The 15,322-nt window shown below is 37.4% G+C and carries 30 protein-coding genes; 18 read left to right on the top strand and 12 right to left on the bottom strand.

Annotated features, from left to right (window positions below; translation table 11 throughout):
• The first annotated feature begins 341 nt into the window (after positions 1-341).
• Positions 342-1,580, top strand: a complete 1,239-nt coding sequence (locus I2F17_RS09290) for a tyrosine-type recombinase/integrase (protein WP_195770181.1) — start codon at positions 342-344, stop codon at positions 1,578-1,580.
• Here the strand turns inward: I2F17_RS09290 and I2F17_RS09285 are convergent.
• The 12 genes from I2F17_RS09285 to I2F17_RS09230 all read right to left on the bottom strand — a co-directional run bounded on the left by I2F17_RS09285 (position 1,569) and on the right by I2F17_RS09230 (position 6,894).
• Positions 1,569-1,790, bottom strand: a complete 222-nt coding sequence (locus I2F17_RS09285) for a hypothetical protein (RefSeq protein WP_195770180.1) — start codon at positions 1,788-1,790, stop codon at positions 1,569-1,571. The genes I2F17_RS09290 and I2F17_RS09285 overlap by 12 nt on opposite strands.
• Positions 1,790-1,960 carry a hypothetical protein gene (locus tag I2F17_RS09280; protein WP_195770179.1) on the bottom strand — a complete coding sequence of 57 codons (171 nt, stop codon included), beginning with the start codon at positions 1,958-1,960 and terminating at the stop codon, positions 1,790-1,792. Before I2F17_RS09280 ends, I2F17_RS09285 begins: the two co-directional genes overlap by 1 nt.
• Positions 1,961-1,969: 9 nt before the next feature.
• A complete protein-coding gene (locus I2F17_RS09275; RefSeq protein ID WP_211139729.1) occupies positions 1,970-2,182 on the bottom strand; it encodes a hypothetical protein in 213 nt (70 codons plus the stop codon).
• Positions 2,175-2,435, bottom strand: a complete 261-nt coding sequence (locus I2F17_RS09270; protein WP_211139728.1) for a hypothetical protein — start codon at positions 2,433-2,435, stop codon at positions 2,175-2,177. Before I2F17_RS09270 ends, I2F17_RS09275 begins: the two co-directional genes overlap by 8 nt.
• Positions 2,425-2,763 (bottom strand): hypothetical protein, encoded by a 339-nt coding sequence (locus I2F17_RS09265; RefSeq protein ID WP_211139727.1) that lies wholly within the window; start codon positions 2,761-2,763, stop codon positions 2,425-2,427. Before I2F17_RS09265 ends, I2F17_RS09270 begins: the two co-directional genes overlap by 11 nt.
• Positions 2,756-3,130, bottom strand: coding sequence for a hypothetical protein (locus I2F17_RS09260; protein ID WP_211139726.1), 375 nt, complete (start codon positions 3,128-3,130; stop codon positions 2,756-2,758). The genes I2F17_RS09265 and I2F17_RS09260 overlap by 8 nt, the downstream gene beginning before the upstream one ends.
• 1 nt (position 3,131) lies before the next feature.
• Entirely contained in the window at positions 3,132-3,587 is a 456-nt protein-coding gene (locus tag I2F17_RS09255) for a hypothetical protein (RefSeq protein ID WP_211139725.1), read from the bottom strand.
• Positions 3,588-3,750: 163 nt separating this feature from the next.
• Complete coding sequence (locus I2F17_RS09250) at positions 3,751-4,008, bottom strand: hypothetical protein (RefSeq protein WP_211139724.1); 258 nt, start codon at positions 4,006-4,008, stop codon at positions 3,751-3,753.
• 61 nt (positions 4,009-4,069) lie between these two features.
• A complete protein-coding gene (locus tag I2F17_RS09245) occupies positions 4,070-4,876 on the bottom strand; it encodes a DUF2303 family protein (RefSeq protein WP_211139723.1) in 807 nt (268 codons plus the stop codon).
• Positions 4,877-4,904: 28 nt separating this feature from the next.
• On the bottom strand, positions 4,905-5,231 hold the full coding sequence (locus I2F17_RS09240) for a hypothetical protein (RefSeq protein ID WP_211139722.1): 327 nt from the start codon (positions 5,229-5,231) through the stop codon (positions 4,905-4,907).
• Between the two features lie 802 nt (positions 5,232-6,033).
• Entirely contained in the window at positions 6,034-6,225 is a 192-nt protein-coding gene (locus I2F17_RS09235) for a hypothetical protein (protein WP_211139721.1), read from the bottom strand.
• On the bottom strand, positions 6,226-6,894 hold the full coding sequence (locus I2F17_RS09230; RefSeq protein WP_211139720.1) for a LexA family protein: 669 nt from the start codon (positions 6,892-6,894) through the stop codon (positions 6,226-6,228).
• Positions 6,895-7,008: 114 nt separating this feature from the next.
• Here I2F17_RS09230 and I2F17_RS09225 point away from each other — a divergent pair, with 114 nt between their 5' ends.
• From I2F17_RS09225 to I2F17_RS09145, 17 genes are all read left to right on the top strand, one after another.
• A complete protein-coding gene (locus I2F17_RS09225) occupies positions 7,009-7,251 on the top strand; it encodes a transcriptional regulator (RefSeq protein WP_211139719.1) in 243 nt (80 codons plus the stop codon).
• 62 nt (positions 7,252-7,313) lie between these two features.
• The gene (locus I2F17_RS09220) at positions 7,314-7,829 is read left to right on the top strand and encodes a phage regulatory CII family protein (protein ID WP_211139742.1); all 516 of its coding nucleotides are present in this window, start codon (positions 7,314-7,316) and stop codon (positions 7,827-7,829) included.
• A gap of 49 nt (positions 7,830-7,878) precedes the next feature.
• The gene (locus I2F17_RS09215; protein ID WP_211139718.1) at positions 7,879-8,604 is read left to right on the top strand and encodes a phage antirepressor KilAC domain-containing protein; all 726 of its coding nucleotides are present in this window, start codon (positions 7,879-7,881) and stop codon (positions 8,602-8,604) included.
• Positions 8,601-9,479, top strand: a complete 879-nt coding sequence (locus tag I2F17_RS09210; RefSeq protein WP_211139717.1) for a hypothetical protein — start codon at positions 8,601-8,603, stop codon at positions 9,477-9,479. Before I2F17_RS09215 ends, I2F17_RS09210 begins: the two co-directional genes overlap by 4 nt.
• A complete protein-coding gene (locus I2F17_RS09205) occupies positions 9,476-10,072 on the top strand; it encodes a restriction endonuclease (RefSeq protein ID WP_211139716.1) in 597 nt (198 codons plus the stop codon). The genes I2F17_RS09210 and I2F17_RS09205 overlap by 4 nt, the downstream gene beginning before the upstream one ends.
• Positions 10,069-10,245 (top strand): hypothetical protein, encoded by a 177-nt coding sequence (locus tag I2F17_RS09200; protein WP_211139715.1) that lies wholly within the window; start codon positions 10,069-10,071, stop codon positions 10,243-10,245. Before I2F17_RS09205 ends, I2F17_RS09200 begins: the two co-directional genes overlap by 4 nt.
• 11 nt (positions 10,246-10,256) lie before the next feature.
• A complete protein-coding gene (locus tag I2F17_RS09195) occupies positions 10,257-10,874 on the top strand; it encodes a hypothetical protein (protein ID WP_211139714.1) in 618 nt (205 codons plus the stop codon).
• A gap of 8 nt (positions 10,875-10,882) precedes the next feature.
• On the top strand, positions 10,883-11,113 hold the full coding sequence (locus I2F17_RS09190; RefSeq protein ID WP_211139713.1) for a hypothetical protein: 231 nt from the start codon (positions 10,883-10,885) through the stop codon (positions 11,111-11,113).
• Complete coding sequence (locus tag I2F17_RS09185) at positions 11,100-11,468, top strand: hypothetical protein (RefSeq protein ID WP_211139712.1); 369 nt, start codon at positions 11,100-11,102, stop codon at positions 11,466-11,468. The genes I2F17_RS09190 and I2F17_RS09185 overlap by 14 nt, the downstream gene beginning before the upstream one ends.
• Positions 11,461-11,700 carry a hypothetical protein gene (locus tag I2F17_RS09180; protein ID WP_235985946.1) on the top strand — a complete coding sequence of 80 codons (240 nt, stop codon included), beginning with the start codon at positions 11,461-11,463 and terminating at the stop codon, positions 11,698-11,700. Before I2F17_RS09185 ends, I2F17_RS09180 begins: the two co-directional genes overlap by 8 nt.
• The gene (locus I2F17_RS09175) at positions 11,697-11,906 is read left to right on the top strand and encodes a hypothetical protein (protein WP_211139711.1); all 210 of its coding nucleotides are present in this window, start codon (positions 11,697-11,699) and stop codon (positions 11,904-11,906) included. The genes I2F17_RS09180 and I2F17_RS09175 overlap by 4 nt, the downstream gene beginning before the upstream one ends.
• Positions 11,903-12,403: a RusA family crossover junction endodeoxyribonuclease gene (locus I2F17_RS09170; RefSeq protein WP_211139710.1), complete on the top strand. Its 501-nt coding sequence runs from the start codon at positions 11,903-11,905 to the stop codon at positions 12,401-12,403. The genes I2F17_RS09175 and I2F17_RS09170 overlap by 4 nt, the downstream gene beginning before the upstream one ends.
• Positions 12,404-12,411: 8 nt before the next feature.
• Positions 12,412-12,861 (top strand): hypothetical protein, encoded by a 450-nt coding sequence (locus tag I2F17_RS09165; protein ID WP_211139709.1) that lies wholly within the window; start codon positions 12,412-12,414, stop codon positions 12,859-12,861.
• Positions 12,862-13,210: 349 nt separating this feature from the next.
• The gene (locus tag I2F17_RS09160; protein WP_211139708.1) at positions 13,211-13,519 is read left to right on the top strand and encodes a Gp49 family protein; all 309 of its coding nucleotides are present in this window, start codon (positions 13,211-13,213) and stop codon (positions 13,517-13,519) included.
• 599 nt (positions 13,520-14,118) lie between these two features.
• Positions 14,119-14,322, top strand: a complete 204-nt coding sequence (locus I2F17_RS09155) for a hypothetical protein (RefSeq protein WP_235985945.1) — start codon at positions 14,119-14,121, stop codon at positions 14,320-14,322.
• On the top strand, positions 14,322-14,615 hold the full coding sequence (locus tag I2F17_RS09150; protein WP_211139706.1) for an HNH endonuclease: 294 nt from the start codon (positions 14,322-14,324) through the stop codon (positions 14,613-14,615). The genes I2F17_RS09155 and I2F17_RS09150 overlap by 1 nt, the downstream gene beginning before the upstream one ends.
• A 171-nt stretch (positions 14,616-14,786) precedes the next feature.
• The gene (locus I2F17_RS09145; RefSeq protein ID WP_211139705.1) at positions 14,787-15,320 is read left to right on the top strand and encodes a terminase small subunit; all 534 of its coding nucleotides are present in this window, start codon (positions 14,787-14,789) and stop codon (positions 15,318-15,320) included.
• Positions 15,321-15,322: the final 2 nt, after the last annotated feature.

Genomic DNA, 15,322 nt, shown 5'->3' with positions numbered 1-15,322 from the left:
GGGCATTCGTCCCATATATTTTTCTGAACACTGCAATTTTGCAGTAGGTAATGATTGATGAGTCTTACGCAAGAATTAGCAACTCAAGTTGCCAAGCGTCGCACCTTTGCGATTATTTCTCACCCATATAAAGAACTATAAGACATCAACGGACAAGTGCGGACATTTAGCACACTAAGCCCTCTATTTTTGCTATATTTAGCTCAATATCATCAAAATTAACGTCACAAGTACGGACATCAACGGACACTATCAGACATCACTTGTTTGTACAAAGCTGTGTACAAAATTGATAGTTTGTACACATGGCATTAAAAATTTGTACACACTGAGCTAAAACTATGGCATTAACAGATACTTGGCTTAAAAATCAGAATGGAAAACTAAGAGAGGAAACCTTTACTAAAGCTGATAGTAATGGTCTCTCTATTCGCATATCTCCAAAGGGAAAAATAACATTTCAACTTAGGTACAGACATGCTAACAAGCAGGCAAGGGTGGACATTGGAACGTATCCTTTAATCTCTTTAAAAGATGCTCGTATAGAAGCTGATAAATTACGTGCTGTACTTGAAAAAGGTCGCGATCCAAGGATTCACAAGAAGCTTGAAAAACAAAAAATCATTAATGAAATTACCTTTAAAGACTTGTACATGGAGTTTCATGAGAAGTACTGCATACCCAATAAAAAAATTGCAGAACAAATACTTCGCTCATTTGAAATATATGTATTTCCAAAAGTTGGCAATCTACCAGTTGACGAAATATCAGTGCATGAGTGGCTAGATATTTTAGAAAAACAGACAAAAGTAACGAAAGCAATTGCTGAACGGTTGCTAGTAAATACTAAACAGTGCCTTTCATGGGGAATGAAACGACAGCTTGTAAAAACAAATCCATTACTTATGATTTCGGCTAAAAATGATTTGAATATAAAGAAAACGGCAATCACGCGTGTTTTATCAAAAGAAGAGCTTAACGCCGTATGGAATGCTGCTGATCGGTCTAGAATGGCCCAAAAGAATGTCTATTTTATTTGGTTATGTTTATTTTTTGGTTGTCGTACTGGTGAGCTGAGATTAGCGAAAAAGTCTGACTTTGATCTAGAGCGTAATGTGTGGACAATACCACCTGAAAACCATAAAACAGGTGCAAATGGTAAATCTATTGTTCGCCCGATTATTGAGAGAATCAAGCCAATCTTATTAGATGCTATGGCTCTTAATGCTAGTGAGTATATGTTTACTAATGAAAGTGATGGTGCAGTGATGTCGCAAAGTTCACCAATTGCATTGCCGTATAACATCATTCAGTATTTGCGTAAAAATCATAATGTAAACTTAGAACATTTTTCTATGCACGATTTACGCCGTACAGCTCGTACCAATTTTTCTGAATTAACAAAACCGTATATTGCTGAAATTATGCTTGCTCATGCATTGCCTAAAATCCAAGGCACTTATGATTATTATGATTATATGCCAGAGCAAAAAGAAGCGTATGAGTTGTGGTGGGATCGTTTGGTTGAAATTGTAGATAAAGAATCTTTTGATGATTGCATATCGCACCTAAGCAGCTAGGTGCGATGTTTTTTCATATGTAGTTTTAACCCAATCATCTATTTCGCTAGGGTTATATCTGTTATCTGAGCCTCTTACAACACGAATAGGTTTTGGCATAGGTTTGCAGAATGGAGTTGCATTAGGGTTACTCCATCTGTTCAATGTTCTTGATGTTACACCAAAAGTTTTAATCAAATCACTAGTTGTATAGTACTGTTGAAGTGCCATTACTTATGCTCCTCATCAAGTGGAAAACTTGTTTCTGTACGCAGTTTCGCTTCTTTAATCATTGCATCAGCTAGGTTGAAAGCTAATAGCGTAGTTTCAAATACTGTTCGGCTTCCAGTATGTTCCAATAGCTTTAAAGCGTATTCATGAGCCATTTGATCTCTATTCACCACACCACCTCACGCATATCGATAACTAACGTTATTACATTTTTTCACCCAAGGCTTGAAGCGTTGTTTATAACAGTCTTTGCAATTCGCTTCTAAACGATGAGTACCATCTTTTTTAATACGACCAGTGCCGTAGAAAAATTCTTTTGTAGCAGGGTAGTAATCACCACAGTGAATACATTGTTTTTCTGTGCCGAGTTCGGTTTGGATGCATTTAGTCATTTTCTTTTAATTCCTCCAAATAATCAGAAACCACCGCACCAATTATTTCTTCCTGAGCGAGGCAAGCAAAATCCCAAAGCATCAGCTCAGTTGGGTGTTGGGAGTCATATAGATTCCCATGTTTTTCTCTACTATGTTCGTAGCCCATTATTCTGTAAAAAGCTTCTGCAAGATCGTGTGTTTGATCTACAATTTCTTGAGCTGTTCTTGGATTCTCTTGCTCAATCTCTGTAGACTGAATATTACTCGCCATTTTTACACCCCATTACTCGATCAAACCCACCACTGGCAATAAAGCCATCTATGAAGTTTGTTGGTTGCTGATTTGGATCTGTGTAATATTTTTCATCCAACTCAATAAGGTCACACTCCTTTTCATCCCAAACTGCTAACAGATGACCTCTTTGGCATGTGTAGTAAGTTTCTGCTAGTTCTTTGACTAAATTTCCTTGCTTATCCCATTGTTGTGAATAGACATGGCGATGTAATCGAGTACGATGTACAGTACAGCCGTGTTCACAAGCCCATTCCTGATTTTCTTTTAGCTCGGGCAGTACAAATATGGGTCTTAATTTACTCATGGTCTTTCTCCACTGCTTCGATCACGGCTTCAATAATCATGTCGGGTAGTGAATCCATCCAATTCACACCCTCATCAGAAATGGAGGTGTTAGCTTGTATCAAATTATCTATATGGTATCTAGTACTACCACTTATCACCCTACGTACCAAAACAAACTCACCACTTTCTAACTTATCTTTGTAAGCTAGCAAAGACTCATGACTATAGTGCAACTCTTTGATCTGTTGTTTCAGGTCGTTGATTTCGGCTTGTAAAGCATCAGCTTCTTCATCTGCAAGCTCGGCACGTTCTTTCCAACCAACCCAGCTATCGAGTGTGCCAAATTCTTTGTGGAAATTTTCCTGTTCTTTTTTCCAATCAATCATTTTATACTTCCTCAACTTTCAGAGTGTATTTTTTACCCTTGATCGTGAACTCAAAAGTCTTGTTTTCTTCGACCAGATAAGCTGCAATGTCTAATATTGCTGCGTCTATATTTTTTGAGTGTCTGAGCTTGGCTCTAGCTCTGCGTCTATCACATTCAAGACATGCGTTAGAACGCACAGAACGCTCTGATGTACCACATGATCCACAGTGCGTTACTGGAACATAGCTTTTCTTATCTGCTTTTCTAGCATTTTCTCTAATGATAGAGTTTTGATGTGAGTTAATTTTGCTTTCACCAGCACGATCTCTATTCGGTGAGTTAAACAAAAAAGTGTTTGTTTCTGCATAACTCTTAGGTTTGCTGTTATTCACAGCTGGCTTAATCTCACCACCGTTACTTAGAAACTCTGCAATATCTACAGAATAGTCTTTTTTGATTTGGGATAGAGTAATCACTGTAAATCCTCCAAGAATGCTTTGCCTTTTCTGAGCCAAATTTTCGTAAACAGATTCCACTGCTTACTTTTGAGTTTTACATCTGTTTCAATTTCTAGGCTGGAGTAACCACCACGGTGATTAAATACAGCAAACTTTGTACTTAAAGAGGGTGATATTTTTATCATTTCTGATTTTTCACCTGTTCTTGAGCATTTAATTCGGCAAGTTGTGCACGAGCATTTGCAACTGCTAAATCATGATTGACCTGATCCCGGTCTGCTTGTACCAGTAAGAAATAAAAAAACGCCGTGGCAATGATGAAGCAACAAAGGGCCTTGGCTGCTTTACCCATGCTAGGCTCTGGTAAAATCATTTCAGCTTTGGTTGGATGTTGATACAGAATGGCAGTGGTTTGACTGCGAGGGTGTACTTGTTTCATAATGATCTCGTTGTGTGAAAAGCCCACTGTTTGTTTAGCGACTCAAGTGGGCTTTTTTTATTTAGGCAGTAAATGTTCCGATGCGAACAGGATTTTCAGGAAGTAGGGCAATAACTTTGTTTTTGAACTCTTCAATAATTTCGTTATTCAACAAGTCTTCTTTCACGATCTGCAACTTAAATTCAGGTGAGTTATTACCAGCATTCACAATTAAGCGAAGTGTGATTTCTTTTTCATCAAGGCCAATAAAAGCAGGGTCTTTAATTTTGAAATATGCAGGCAACTGACCTGTTGCTGTTTGAGCTTCAACTTTTTCAAACATTGAGCGTGATTCACTGGTGTTATTTACGACTGATTCAGATTTAACAGAAGCATCAATTTTCATATTACGAACAGCACTAATGGCCACACTAGATAGAATGGTTTCATCGTTTGCATTAAACGCCGTAAATACAGAGTTCCAATCTTCAAGAAATGTTGCAAAATTACGTTGGTCTAGCTTTTGATCTTTGATTTGTTGAATCTTTTTCCAAGCTACAGTTTTTTCAAGCTGTAATTGAGCAACATGGTCACAATGACCTTGCTCAAAACCTTCTACATTAAAATTTAATACAGCAACCGCACGTACATGGTGGTGATCGACAAAAATAGGTGATGACTTATCAACACCAGATTCAACATAAGTTTTAAAGTCTTCAAGGCGAGGGGTAGACAATACGCCACGTTTACGGTTACGACCTAAATCAAACCCTTCTAAGTCAGTGATTTTGTAGTTTTGATTCACTGCAAGTAAATCACCACGAACTAGATCAGCAATAGGTTGTGTGTTTTCAATAACTGTTTGAGCTTCTGTATTTTGTTGAGACATTTTTCTATATTCCTATAGTTTGGTGGGATTAAGCGTGTTCGTTAAACAACTGGCTTGTGTGATTGGCAAATAACGTCACATCACCGCCAGCATTCAAGTGCATTGGAGTTTTTGAAGTGGTGTCTTCTGAGCGTTTCCCTTTTGTTGTTGGCTCAACAAAGGCAAGCGTATGTGAGATTTCGACTTGAGTTGAGTCACCAATCTTTGAAATATCAAGTGTGAGGGTGACTTTTCCTTTCTTGTTGTTGGCTACAGCACCTTGAGCAACGGCGCTAATCGCAGCACCTAACTGGTTTGCTAGGTTTCCACCGCTAAGCTCTGAAATGAATACGGTTGCATCGGTTGTTTTTGGCATGGGGGTGTTCTCGTTGGTTGTTTATTTACACACCCAATACTACTTTAAGTAGAATTTAAGTCAATACAAAATAGAGAATATTTTCTACTTATGGTTGTTTTGTGTTTTAATAGAAAAAATAAAACCCCGCATGAGCAGGGCTAAATGGAGTCTTTTAGTTGAAAAAAATATTGTGGATAGCATTTTTATTTCAAATAGTTACTATTATTTGCTATATATTTATTTTTGATCTTGTAACTTATATTTCTGTGATTTGTCTTTGGTTAGGTGGTCTATTGTTTGGTTTTGGCATCAAGAAGTAAATTCAAATAAGAGATGATTGTTGTGAATAGAGAAAATTTTATTGTTGGTGTTGTTTGTTTAGCAGCTATAGCATACTCCTTATGCTCTATAGCCATAACACTTCAACTGAATGAATGGTTGTTATATGGAATCTGGTGCTCAGGTTGTATATTTGGTTTGAAGGCTGGTAAAAACTCAAAATAATATGGCAAGTGCAACAGTTAGAATTGCTCCCCAAATTTTATCCCAGTGTTTAATGTAGAAACCTAATAATTTATGAGCGAATTTAGATGTCCAATGTCTTTTAACCACTGTAGATATAAAAACAAGGTCACTAGCTTCTCTCATTGGGCAGGGCTTTCCTTCCCACCATGTTTTTATCGAGTTTCTAAATTTATGCAGTATATTTTTCATAGATATTTACATTTGTTATTAATTTTGAAATTTAAAAAAAGGGATAAGCTAGCTCGCCCCATATTAAGCTAGCTAAACACATACTGATCTAGCTCAATCATTGACTTTATTTCTCTTTTCTTTTAAGAAATTCTTCGTGTAGTTGTTCCATTGATAGAACTGGAATAACAACCATATCGCCAAACTCTTCTGAAATTGCTTTTACTTCACTTTCATTTAAAGTTAACGCCGTATTGTTTTTGGCCGCTTCATTGATTTTATCAAGGGTTTGATTTACTAAAAGATTTGAACTATTCATCTATATTTTCCTATACATGCCAACAACTTTACCAACCAAGCGACAACCTTCTGAAAGTCTAATAATTTGCTCAGGCCATTGTGGGTTAAGTGGTGCTAAAAACTTCTCTGAATTTTCTATAATTAACTTTTTAAATGTGGCTTCTGTATCACCAGAACAAGCAACAATAACCAGATCATTGGTTTTTAAGTCACAAACTTGAAACTCTGGGTTCACATAGATCCGATCTTCAGGAATAAAGTTAGGTGACATTGAATAGCCTGTGACAACCAAACCATAGCCATTTTTCCCACAATCTTTATTGGGTGGGAGCGTTTCATCTATTTCCGCATCAATAAGAACGGTTTCTGTTGGTGAGAATAAGCCTGCTGCAACCCATGAGATAACAGGAACAGGACGACCTTCTAACGGGATTTTGTTAGATAGGTTGATATTGTTATCTAAAGTTATTCCATGGTCTATATATCCAATATCGACATTAAATAACTCAGTTAGTAGTTGTAGTTTTTCTTCTCTAGGCTTGGCTGTGCCTAGCGTATAACGTCTAGCCATTTCATAAGTAACACCAAGAGCATCTTTTAGCTGGGTTACTGTTTTAACTTTAGAGGTTTTATTTTCCATTAAGGATTTAAGTCTTTTTGAAAACTCTAAATATTTAGGCTCAGACATACTAGATATTCCATTTTCTACTCGTAGTAGAAGTTTATATTTAATTTTAAGTTGCACCAACACTATTTTAGATAGTATATTATGTTCTACTTTAAGTAGTTAATTAGTGCGATTATGACAATTCAAGTAGAAGCTTTTGAAAAAGCAATAAATATTGCTGGTTCACCTACAGCATTAGCACGTGGCATAGGAATTACTCCATGGGCATTAAGCAAATGGAATATTGAAAAGATTCCCGAAGAGCGATGTGAGCAAATTCAAAATTTCACAAATAACCAAGTCTTAGCAGAGCATTTACGACCAGATATAAATTGGGATTACGTACGCTCACTAAAAAGTAGCAAACAAACCGCTTAAACCAATTATCACTAATACGTTTACATAAAGAAACGTGAAAAAAATCAAAGGTTCACATGCAAATAAATGAAATAGAGTTAAGCAGAGAGTCTAAAGCTGCTTTATACAAAATGGTTCATCAAACACCTGGTATAGATCCTAAAGATATTGCCATGGTGACGAATGATTCACACAAAACCATATTGAATTATGCAAACCCAAATATGGAAAGCCATTTACCTAGTCTTAAAAAGTTTGAGGCTATTCAATTATTCACCCAAAACCCTGCAATGTTAAAGGTATGGGCTCATAAGTTGGGGTTCATGCTTGTTCCAGTTCCTAATGCAGATAATCAGTTGTCTGAAAAGAAATCGCATCAGGTGAGTGTTGTAGAGCAGTTATTGCCTGTAAACATAAACACAGGATCATTAAATCAAACCATTCATCAAATTCTTGAAGATGGCGTAATTACGCCGTGTGAAATGCATGAGTCTGTTGAAATTGTAGAAGAAATGATGGCTAACCTATGCGGTCTAAGAAGTGCCATAGAAGAAGCTTGCTTTGGCCATTCTGCGAAGTCAAAAAAAGAAAAAGCCTGATTTGCGAGATCAGGCTTTTAGTGTTCAAAAACGATGAAGGAAATGAACAATGAATATATTAACAGAGTTTGATTCTAACGTAAAAACAATGAGCAGTCGAGAAATTGCTCAGCTATGCAGTAAACAGCATGGCCATGTATGTCGCGATATTGAACCACTCAATACCACATATTTAAAAATGGGCCTATCCAAAATTGGAGAGGGGTATTACACCCACCCTAATACAGGGGCACAGCAACATCGAGAGTTCTTTTTAACGAAAGACCAGACTGTTGATCTAGTTACTGGTTATAGCTTGGAGCTAAGAATCAAGATAAATCGCCGTTGGGCAGAACTTGAAGCTCAACAAAACAAGCCACAACAACCAAATGAGTTAAGCCGTTTAGAAATTCTACAAATTGCACTAGAAGCTGAACAACAAAACATTGCACTGCAACAGCAAGTACAACGTCTTGAGCCTAAAGCCCAAGCACTTGACGATCTAGCTGACTCAACAAACACATATACGATTCGTGAAGCAGCTAAAACATTAGGTGTTCAAGAGAAGCGCTTAGTTGAATTGTTGCTTGCAAAGCGTTGGGTATATCGAGAAAACAGCAAACATCGCCGTTTGTGTGCCTATGCTGAGGCTGTAGCTAAGAAAGTCATGATGAGTCGTGTTACTCAACTTGTTAATACGACTGAGGGTGACAAAGCATATGTGCAGGCTCGTATCACAGCATTTGGACTAACACGCTTAACAGCAATTGTGAAAAAGGCAGGTATAGCAGCATGAGCCATTATTCAACTTTAAAAGGTCTTGGCCGTGCAGTTGCCTACTATCCTGAGATTGCCATTAAGTTAGGTAGTTCAGATGCATGTATTTTGTTGTGTCAATTAATCTACTGGAGCGATAAAACAGATAACAGCTTAGGTGTTTATAAAACATCTGAAGAGTGGACAGCAGAAACAGGATTGAGCTATAGCAAGCAGCGTACTGCTCGTAAATTATTATGTTCACTTGGTATTCTAGTTGAAACAAATAAGCGTTTAGAACACAAAATATTCTTCAAATTAGATACTGTTAAATTTGATCAATGGTTTCAAAAGTGTTTAGAAAATAGTGGTCAAAACTCAATGGAAAACACTGAAAATGGCGAAATACAAAACGTTATTTCCCGAAATGAAGATTTAGCGTTCGGGAATGAGCAAAACGTTAATTCGGGAGCGTCAAATTCTAATTCCGTTATACACAAGATTACTTCACAAGATTACATACACAAGACTACAGGTAAAAAAATAAATAAAAAAAGCCCAATGCAGAAACCTGTTTCTGAAAAACCAAATGCTGTGAAAAAAACAAAAAACACCATGACTGAATTACCTGAGAACTTTGCAGTAAGCGAACGTGTTTTGGAATGGGCAAATAAAAATAATTTTAATCGTCTTGATGAACATCTTGAAAACTTCATTGGTTATGTAAAGGCGAATGCAAAAAGATATGCAGATTGGGATCAAGCACTCATGAACGCTATCCGTGGGAATTGGGCAAGATTACAAGGCCATGCTAATCCAAAACCTCAAAATCAAAACCAACCATACCAACGCCGTTTCGGTGGTAACTCACAGCAATCACAAGGTATGCGTGATGTCACTGGAGAACAAGCATGAGCAATATTCAAGTTTTTCAAGATGCATTTGCAGTGTCGTTTCCTGTTGAAGTTGCAGAGCAAGTGCTAAATCGTATCGAAATGATTCACGGCGTTGATTTTCAAAAACACTATGGTCACTTGTCAGATCAAGCACTCACAAACCTTGCATGTACCGTTTTAGACGGATTAACGCCAATTGAATTACGCCGTGGCATAGAGCGTATGAACACTGAAAAATGGTGTCCTAAGTTACCTGAGTTTAGATCATGGTGTGTACAGGGTGGTGAGTGGTGGACTGCTGATATGGCATGGGCAAAGGCAACATTATTTTTGAATGATAGCTCTGTGAAAATAACGACATTGACCAAATGTGCTCTTTCAGAAGTTAAGCATATCTTAGAAAACGAAGGTCAAAAATCTGCCCACTATGCGTTTAAAGAAATCTACGGAGATTATCTAGTACGTGCAAAACAACAGGGTAAGACGCAACAGTTTTGGGTTAAACCACCAGCGACAAAACAAATAAATCACACACGAAAAGGTACGCCGTGCCCACCTGAGCTTTCAGCAAAACTACGTGGTGTTAATAAGAACAAGGGGAAAGTCGCATGATATTCGCAAGCAACTTTAAACCGACTCACTTTGAAGAAGATGGCACGTATTGGCTTTGCAACAACGGCCTTTGGTACTACTGGAGTGATATTTGGGGTTGGTGTGGCTATATCGGTCAAATAAACACGGCGTTTCTAGCAAGTAAACAGCCACTCAGTCAAATGTATGCGTGATGGTGAATAGCATGAAAAAACGTACTAAAAAATATATCCCATTAGCTCAAAAGCAAGAACGAGCACTCAAAGCAAAAATCGCTCAAACATACGAATTTGAAATGGAGTTTGTGATTGAGGATATAAACAAGCGTCTTGATGCATGGCGTAGTGAAAACAACGTATCTGAAGACGAATATTGCCCTGAATGGTTGGTGATTGATGCATACAAACAGCAAAGCTTAATTATCGCACTCAAAATGACTCAGCTCAAAGACCCAGAGTATTGGAGTGTTGGCATAGACAGCCACTTTTTTAATGCTGAAACAGAAGATGTTTACACCATTCCATTTGCTATTGATTTGCCACAAATGAGCCATGCTGAACTGATGAACGGTAGTGATGTCAAAGTGAATCGTGGTGCAGGAATAAAAACACGTTGGAAAGGTTTGCAAGCTGAAATGATCAGTCATTGGGAAAGTGACAATATTCCTGCAGGTTATGAGTTAGTGCAATCACAAGTTTATATCAAGGCACATGCAAAGTTTAAAGATACTCGTATGTTTACTGAATATGAATACATGCTAGGCCTTAGAGATAAAGGCATGTTGATTGCAAAACTAAGAGAGTTTGCAGGGGTTCCTGCATGAGCCTAAAAATGAAAATGCGAGCTAATCAGCAACGCAGACAGCAACGAAATATTTACGCAATGCAGAAAGATACGAATAAGCCTGCAGGTACTACACATTTTGATGCAGAGCATGAGGTGTACTACAAGCAAGAGAATGGTCAGTGGTTCTATTTTGAGCATGTCTGGGGTGGCTTTTGGAAGGACACTACAGTCAAAGTTGATCTGGTGGAAATTGAGGTGTGTGATGAGCAAATATGACCCACTTATAAGTAAGTTAGAGAATTTATTTGCTGATATTTCCAAAGGCAAATACAAAGTATCTTTACCTCCACAGCCAACAGATATAGACATTACTTTATTTGATTGCATACAAGAATTAAAAGATTTTGTCGATAACTATGAAAGTATACGGTACGAAATGATGGAATCTCATGGTCGTATAGATTTTGCTGTATCTACAATTAATCGTAATGAGTATGTTGACCCCAAAGATATTGAGAAAATCTTATGTGGCAGATTAAGAAGCCCTGAATATAGCTTTGATTTTGATAGATCTAAGGCAGAAGCGTTCAGAAAAAGGAAAAAACTAAGAAGAGCTAAAAAAAATGACTGAACTAGACAGCCGATTAATGAATATGAATTTAAGCGAATTGCAGAAAGAACATGCCGAACTATTAGCATTCAATGAAAAGCTAGACCGTGAGCGTAATACGTACCGAGATCAGGCAAGTAAGTACCGTAGAAAGGTAGGAATGATAGCTGATTTGTTTGTTCTACCTGGTGATGACCATGAGCTAACACTTAAAGCCATAAAGACAATAATTTATAGGGTGGGTGAGCAATGAGTGAATTTAAGAGAGGCGATTTAGTTGTTTACACTGATTTGCCACATGAAAGATTGTTTAGCGTCAGATATGTAAGTGATGACGAAATAATTGTTTATGAGTTGTGGGATGAAATGGGTGCAAAAACATTTACTGAGTTCTATCCATTTTCTGATATTCGCCATGCTACACCAGAAGAAATTAAAGCAGGGAATCGATTGCTATGAATACACAATTTAAAGCCAGTCAGAAAATAAGGTCAAAGCGTGTAGCTTGGTCAAAACCTAAAACAAATACAGCAAAAAAACGAAACGTAGACCCAACGCCGTTGGTACCAAGTTTTTTGGTCGAAGGTAAACAACTGGGGGTTATTGGCCCTGAACTTTTAAGTTGTGAAATTATGATTGTACCGCCGTCAGTCAATCACTATTGGATCAAAGGCAGAAACAACACAAATAGACTGAGTAAACGTGCATTACATTTCATTGAAGTATTGAAACGATTTATACCTGCTATTAACTATCACGGTCGAGTTAAAGTAATTGTTGAGTATTCGCCACCAGATAACAAAATTAGAGATATAGATAATATTTTGAAACCTTGTTTAGATGCTTTGGCTAAAGGTCAGTTAATCGAAGATGATAACCAGGTACATGAATTGTCAGTAAAGAAAATGCCTGTTGTTAAGGGTGGGAAATTATTTATTCAAGTAGAAAAGATTTAGGGGGATTTATGAACGCAGTCGCAGAAAAGAAACATTTTACAGTTGCTATTAATTGGGCTGAAAAGTCACTTGAGCAATGGCTTGAACAGTATGGATCATGGTTGTTATTAGATGGTAATTGTGACATCAATTTAAGTGCAAAAAGTATTTTGGGTAATTTGATTGATGCAACAAATGGCGTAGTTGTTGATAAACGTCATCGAGTACCGCCACGTTGTAATATTAGCTTGGTTCAAGCTATAGCAATTGAAGACATGTTATGTGAACTAAAGAAGACTGAAGGACGAAAGGTTGCTAATTGGATTGATACGGTTATTTTATTTTATGTGGACTTCCAAACAGAAGAAATTATCGCTAAAAAACATGGTGTATCAGAGTATTCAATTGCTAGAGATAAAATGCTTGGTTTAGTTCGTATTTCTACACGGTTTAAATTAAGAAGTCGATTAACTGGATAAACCTCTTGAAAGTCAGGGTGTAGTTTGATAGATTTATGTTAGAGTGGACGAAGTTATAGTAATTCACTTGTATATGAAGCCTAACATTTAATTGTTGGGCTTTTTTTATGCCTGTAGATTAACCAACTACAGAACATGCCATCGAGTAAAAAAAACCAAAACTAGGGCTATTGGTATGCCCGACTATAAAGGATTGAAAGCAAGTAAAGCAGACCGTGCATGTTAGGTTTGTGTGATTGTGAGTAGCGTTGGACCAGTTGCCGAGCTGAATCTATCGAAAACTAAAGGCAAACCTGCTATGCAAAAAACTGTATAGCAGGTTTTTTATTATCTAATTTCAGGTGTTGATATGACTAAAGCAGTATCAGAAAAAGAGCTTCAGGAAAAATCAGTAGCTCCACGTGTGACGAAAGATCAAATTGATGCACTAATGCAACGTGTTACTTACATTGCTGTGCAACAACCAGGTGATACGACCTCTACATTTGTTCATGCATTCTTAGATGGACAATTCTTTTTAGCAACAGGCTTTAGTGCTTGTGTGAACAAAGCTAATTTCAATGCTGAAATTGGTGAGCGTTTAGCACGTAGTAATGCAGAAAAACATGCAGAAAATAAACTTTGGGAGCTTGAAGGCTACAAGTTGTTTTCAGCTTAATTCAACCAAGAAGCATTTCTTCTGGGTTCAACTATCCGGAAATACCGGATAGTTCATTTAGAGATGTCGTCATACGGCTACAGTAGTGCGCACCGTGGGACAGCTACAACCTGTCGACATCATCTAAGTGATTTTCCAACCATACCCTGCAAGCCTCTTAATAATGCTCAGATCGCGGGGTTTTTTTATTAGATCGAATTTGTGCCAATTAAAATGTCAAAGGAGTGCTCATGAATACAATGGAAGCACGTAAGCACTTAAAAATATATCAAGCAGAACTTAATAAATACCAAAGCTTAGACAGATCGTTAATGAATCATAAAGACATGATTCATACTGATAAGAAGATTATTTATCTTAAGCGGTGCATAGCGAATATTAGAGAGCATCTACATGAAAAAAACATTCATATACGTTGAGATCGGTACTAACTTACCCATGTACAAGATCAATGCTTCTAATGATTTGCAGGCATACCAGATATTCAAACGCCGTGTGAAAAAACTAGGTAAAGACATCAAGAACTTTGAACTGATTGGTGATTGATATGACATGCAAAGGTTGTGAAGAACGCCGTCAAAAGATAAAGGACTTTTATGATGAAAGCACAAGACGAATTACAGAAGCACTCGCAAAGCTTACTGGAAAGCCTATTGAATCAGAACAACAAGCTGATCGAACAAAACAACGAACTGATAAAGATTAATTATGAGCAGTCGGCACAGATTGGTGCACTGCTAGACCAGATGGGTGATGAAGAGTCAGACAGTGGCTCTAAGCATAAAGACTTGGATGAGATGTAATGAAGCTTCAATCATTAAAACCACGACTAAGTGCGCCGTCAACATATAAGCCAAGGCAACAATGGGGAAAAGGTCGTGGTGGTCGTCCTTGGCGTAGACTCAAGCAAAGTATTCATGAGCGTGATGAATGGACCTGTTGCAAATGTGGACGAGTGACTCATGAACTTGAGTGCGACCACATCATTAACACGGCGCAAGGTGGCACAGATGATGAAAGCAACCTGCAGTCACTTTGTGTTGATTGCCACAAAGCAAAAACTCAGCTTGAATCAAAGCATTTACCAGTAATGTGAATAAATTTACTCAATATGGTTATTTTTTATCTTAAATGTGCATAAATTTGCGCTATACAGGGGGGGAGTGCATTTTTTAGCAGTCTAACCGCTTGGACACCGCACCCTATCTCATTTATAAAAAAAATTGTGTTTTCAGAAAAGTTAAGTCTAAAAAGTTAAGGTGATAGCATGGCATTGACTTCAAAAATGAGGAAATTTGCTGAAGCTATTGTTGAGGGCAAAAGTAAAAAAGAAGCTGCGATTTCAGCAGGTTATAGTACTGAAACTGCTTCACAACAAGCGTCAAAACTCAGTAAAAATCCTGAAGTTTTAGAATATATCGAAAAGTTAACTTCATCTGAAAAGTTAACTTCTAAAAAAGAAAAAGTTAACTCGGAAGTTGAAAGTGAATTTATACCGGCTAAACGAGAACAGCAGAAAAAAGATACTGAACAAGCTGAAAAAATAGATAGTGAGTTTGTTGGTCGTGGTGAAATACCCATCGGTGCAATAGATGATCCACTCGAATATTTAAAAGCTGTTTGGACTAATGAGTTTAGCCATCCTGATGATCGATTAAAAGCTGCAATTGCAGGACTGCCTTATGTACATGGAAAAGTTGCATCTAAAGGTAAAAAGGAAACACGTGCTGAAGAAGCTAAAAATAAAGCAGGCACCAGTGGAAAATTTGGCACATTAAATTCTCAAATTAGACCGAGTTAGTT

This window comes from Acinetobacter baretiae (assembly GCF_015627105.1).
GTDB lineage: Bacteria > Pseudomonadota > Gammaproteobacteria > Pseudomonadales > Moraxellaceae > Acinetobacter > Acinetobacter baretiae.
The sequence above is the reverse complement of the archived record's forward strand: the minus strand, read 5'-3'. Positions and strand labels throughout refer to the sequence as shown.

What these genes read in the sequence shown, in the direction of transcription:
- I2F17_RS09275 (WP_211139729.1), bottom strand. Translation starts at nt 2,182, where the DNA reads ATGACTAAATGCATCCAAACCGAACTCGGCACAGAAAAACAATGTATT.
- I2F17_RS09190 (WP_211139713.1), top strand. Translation starts at nt 10,883, where the DNA reads ATGAAAATGCGAGCTAATCAGCAACGCAGACAGCAACGAAATATTTAC.
- I2F17_RS09225 (WP_211139719.1), top strand. Translation starts at nt 7,009, where the DNA reads ATGACAATTCAAGTAGAAGCTTTTGAAAAAGCAATAAATATTGCTGGT.
- I2F17_RS09265 (WP_211139727.1), bottom strand. Translation starts at nt 2,763, where the DNA reads ATGAGTAAATTAAGACCCATATTTGTACTGCCCGAGCTAAAAGAAAAT.
- I2F17_RS09160 (WP_211139708.1), top strand. Translation starts at nt 13,211, where the DNA reads ATGACTAAAGCAGTATCAGAAAAAGAGCTTCAGGAAAAATCAGTAGCT.
- I2F17_RS09165 (WP_211139709.1), top strand. Translation starts at nt 12,412, where the DNA reads ATGAACGCAGTCGCAGAAAAGAAACATTTTACAGTTGCTATTAATTGG.
- I2F17_RS09200 (WP_211139715.1), top strand. Translation starts at nt 10,069, where the DNA reads ATGATATTCGCAAGCAACTTTAAACCGACTCACTTTGAAGAAGATGGC.
- I2F17_RS09185 (WP_211139712.1), top strand. Translation starts at nt 11,100, where the DNA reads ATGAGCAAATATGACCCACTTATAAGTAAGTTAGAGAATTTATTTGCT.
- I2F17_RS09215 (WP_211139718.1), top strand. Translation starts at nt 7,879, where the DNA reads ATGAATATATTAACAGAGTTTGATTCTAACGTAAAAACAATGAGCAGT.
- I2F17_RS09170 (WP_211139710.1), top strand. Translation starts at nt 11,903, where the DNA reads ATGAATACACAATTTAAAGCCAGTCAGAAAATAAGGTCAAAGCGTGTA.
- I2F17_RS09285 (WP_195770180.1), bottom strand. Translation starts at nt 1,790, where the DNA reads ATGGCACTTCAACAGTACTATACAACTAGTGATTTGATTAAAACTTTT.
- I2F17_RS09240 (WP_211139722.1), bottom strand. Translation starts at nt 5,231, where the DNA reads ATGCCAAAAACAACCGATGCAACCGTATTCATTTCAGAGCTTAGCGGT.
- I2F17_RS09290 (WP_195770181.1), top strand. Translation starts at nt 342, where the DNA reads ATGGCATTAACAGATACTTGGCTTAAAAATCAGAATGGAAAACTAAGA.
- I2F17_RS09260 (WP_211139726.1), bottom strand. Translation starts at nt 3,130, where the DNA reads ATGATTGATTGGAAAAAAGAACAGGAAAATTTCCACAAAGAATTTGGC.
- I2F17_RS09245 (WP_211139723.1), bottom strand. Translation starts at nt 4,876, where the DNA reads ATGTCTCAACAAAATACAGAAGCTCAAACAGTTATTGAAAACACACAA.
- I2F17_RS09250 (WP_211139724.1), bottom strand. Translation starts at nt 4,008, where the DNA reads ATGAAACAAGTACACCCTCGCAGTCAAACCACTGCCATTCTGTATCAA.
- I2F17_RS09230 (WP_211139720.1), bottom strand. Translation starts at nt 6,894, where the DNA reads ATGTCTGAGCCTAAATATTTAGAGTTTTCAAAAAGACTTAAATCCTTA.
- I2F17_RS09270 (WP_211139728.1), bottom strand. Translation starts at nt 2,435, where the DNA reads ATGGCGAGTAATATTCAGTCTACAGAGATTGAGCAAGAGAATCCAAGA.
- I2F17_RS09155 (WP_235985945.1), top strand. Translation starts at nt 14,119, where the DNA reads ATGAAAGCACAAGACGAATTACAGAAGCACTCGCAAAGCTTACTGGAA.
- I2F17_RS09205 (WP_211139716.1), top strand. Translation starts at nt 9,476, where the DNA reads ATGAGCAATATTCAAGTTTTTCAAGATGCATTTGCAGTGTCGTTTCCT.
- I2F17_RS09235 (WP_211139721.1), bottom strand. Translation starts at nt 6,225, where the DNA reads ATGAATAGTTCAAATCTTTTAGTAAATCAAACCCTTGATAAAATCAAT.
- I2F17_RS09210 (WP_211139717.1), top strand. Translation starts at nt 8,601, where the DNA reads ATGAGCCATTATTCAACTTTAAAAGGTCTTGGCCGTGCAGTTGCCTAC.
- I2F17_RS09195 (WP_211139714.1), top strand. Translation starts at nt 10,257, where the DNA reads ATGAAAAAACGTACTAAAAAATATATCCCATTAGCTCAAAAGCAAGAA.
- I2F17_RS09150 (WP_211139706.1), top strand. Translation starts at nt 14,322, where the DNA reads ATGAAGCTTCAATCATTAAAACCACGACTAAGTGCGCCGTCAACATAT.
- I2F17_RS09145 (WP_211139705.1), top strand. Translation starts at nt 14,787, where the DNA reads ATGGCATTGACTTCAAAAATGAGGAAATTTGCTGAAGCTATTGTTGAG.
- I2F17_RS09180 (WP_235985946.1), top strand. Translation starts at nt 11,461, where the DNA reads ATGACTGAACTAGACAGCCGATTAATGAATATGAATTTAAGCGAATTG.
- I2F17_RS09175 (WP_211139711.1), top strand. Translation starts at nt 11,697, where the DNA reads ATGAGTGAATTTAAGAGAGGCGATTTAGTTGTTTACACTGATTTGCCA.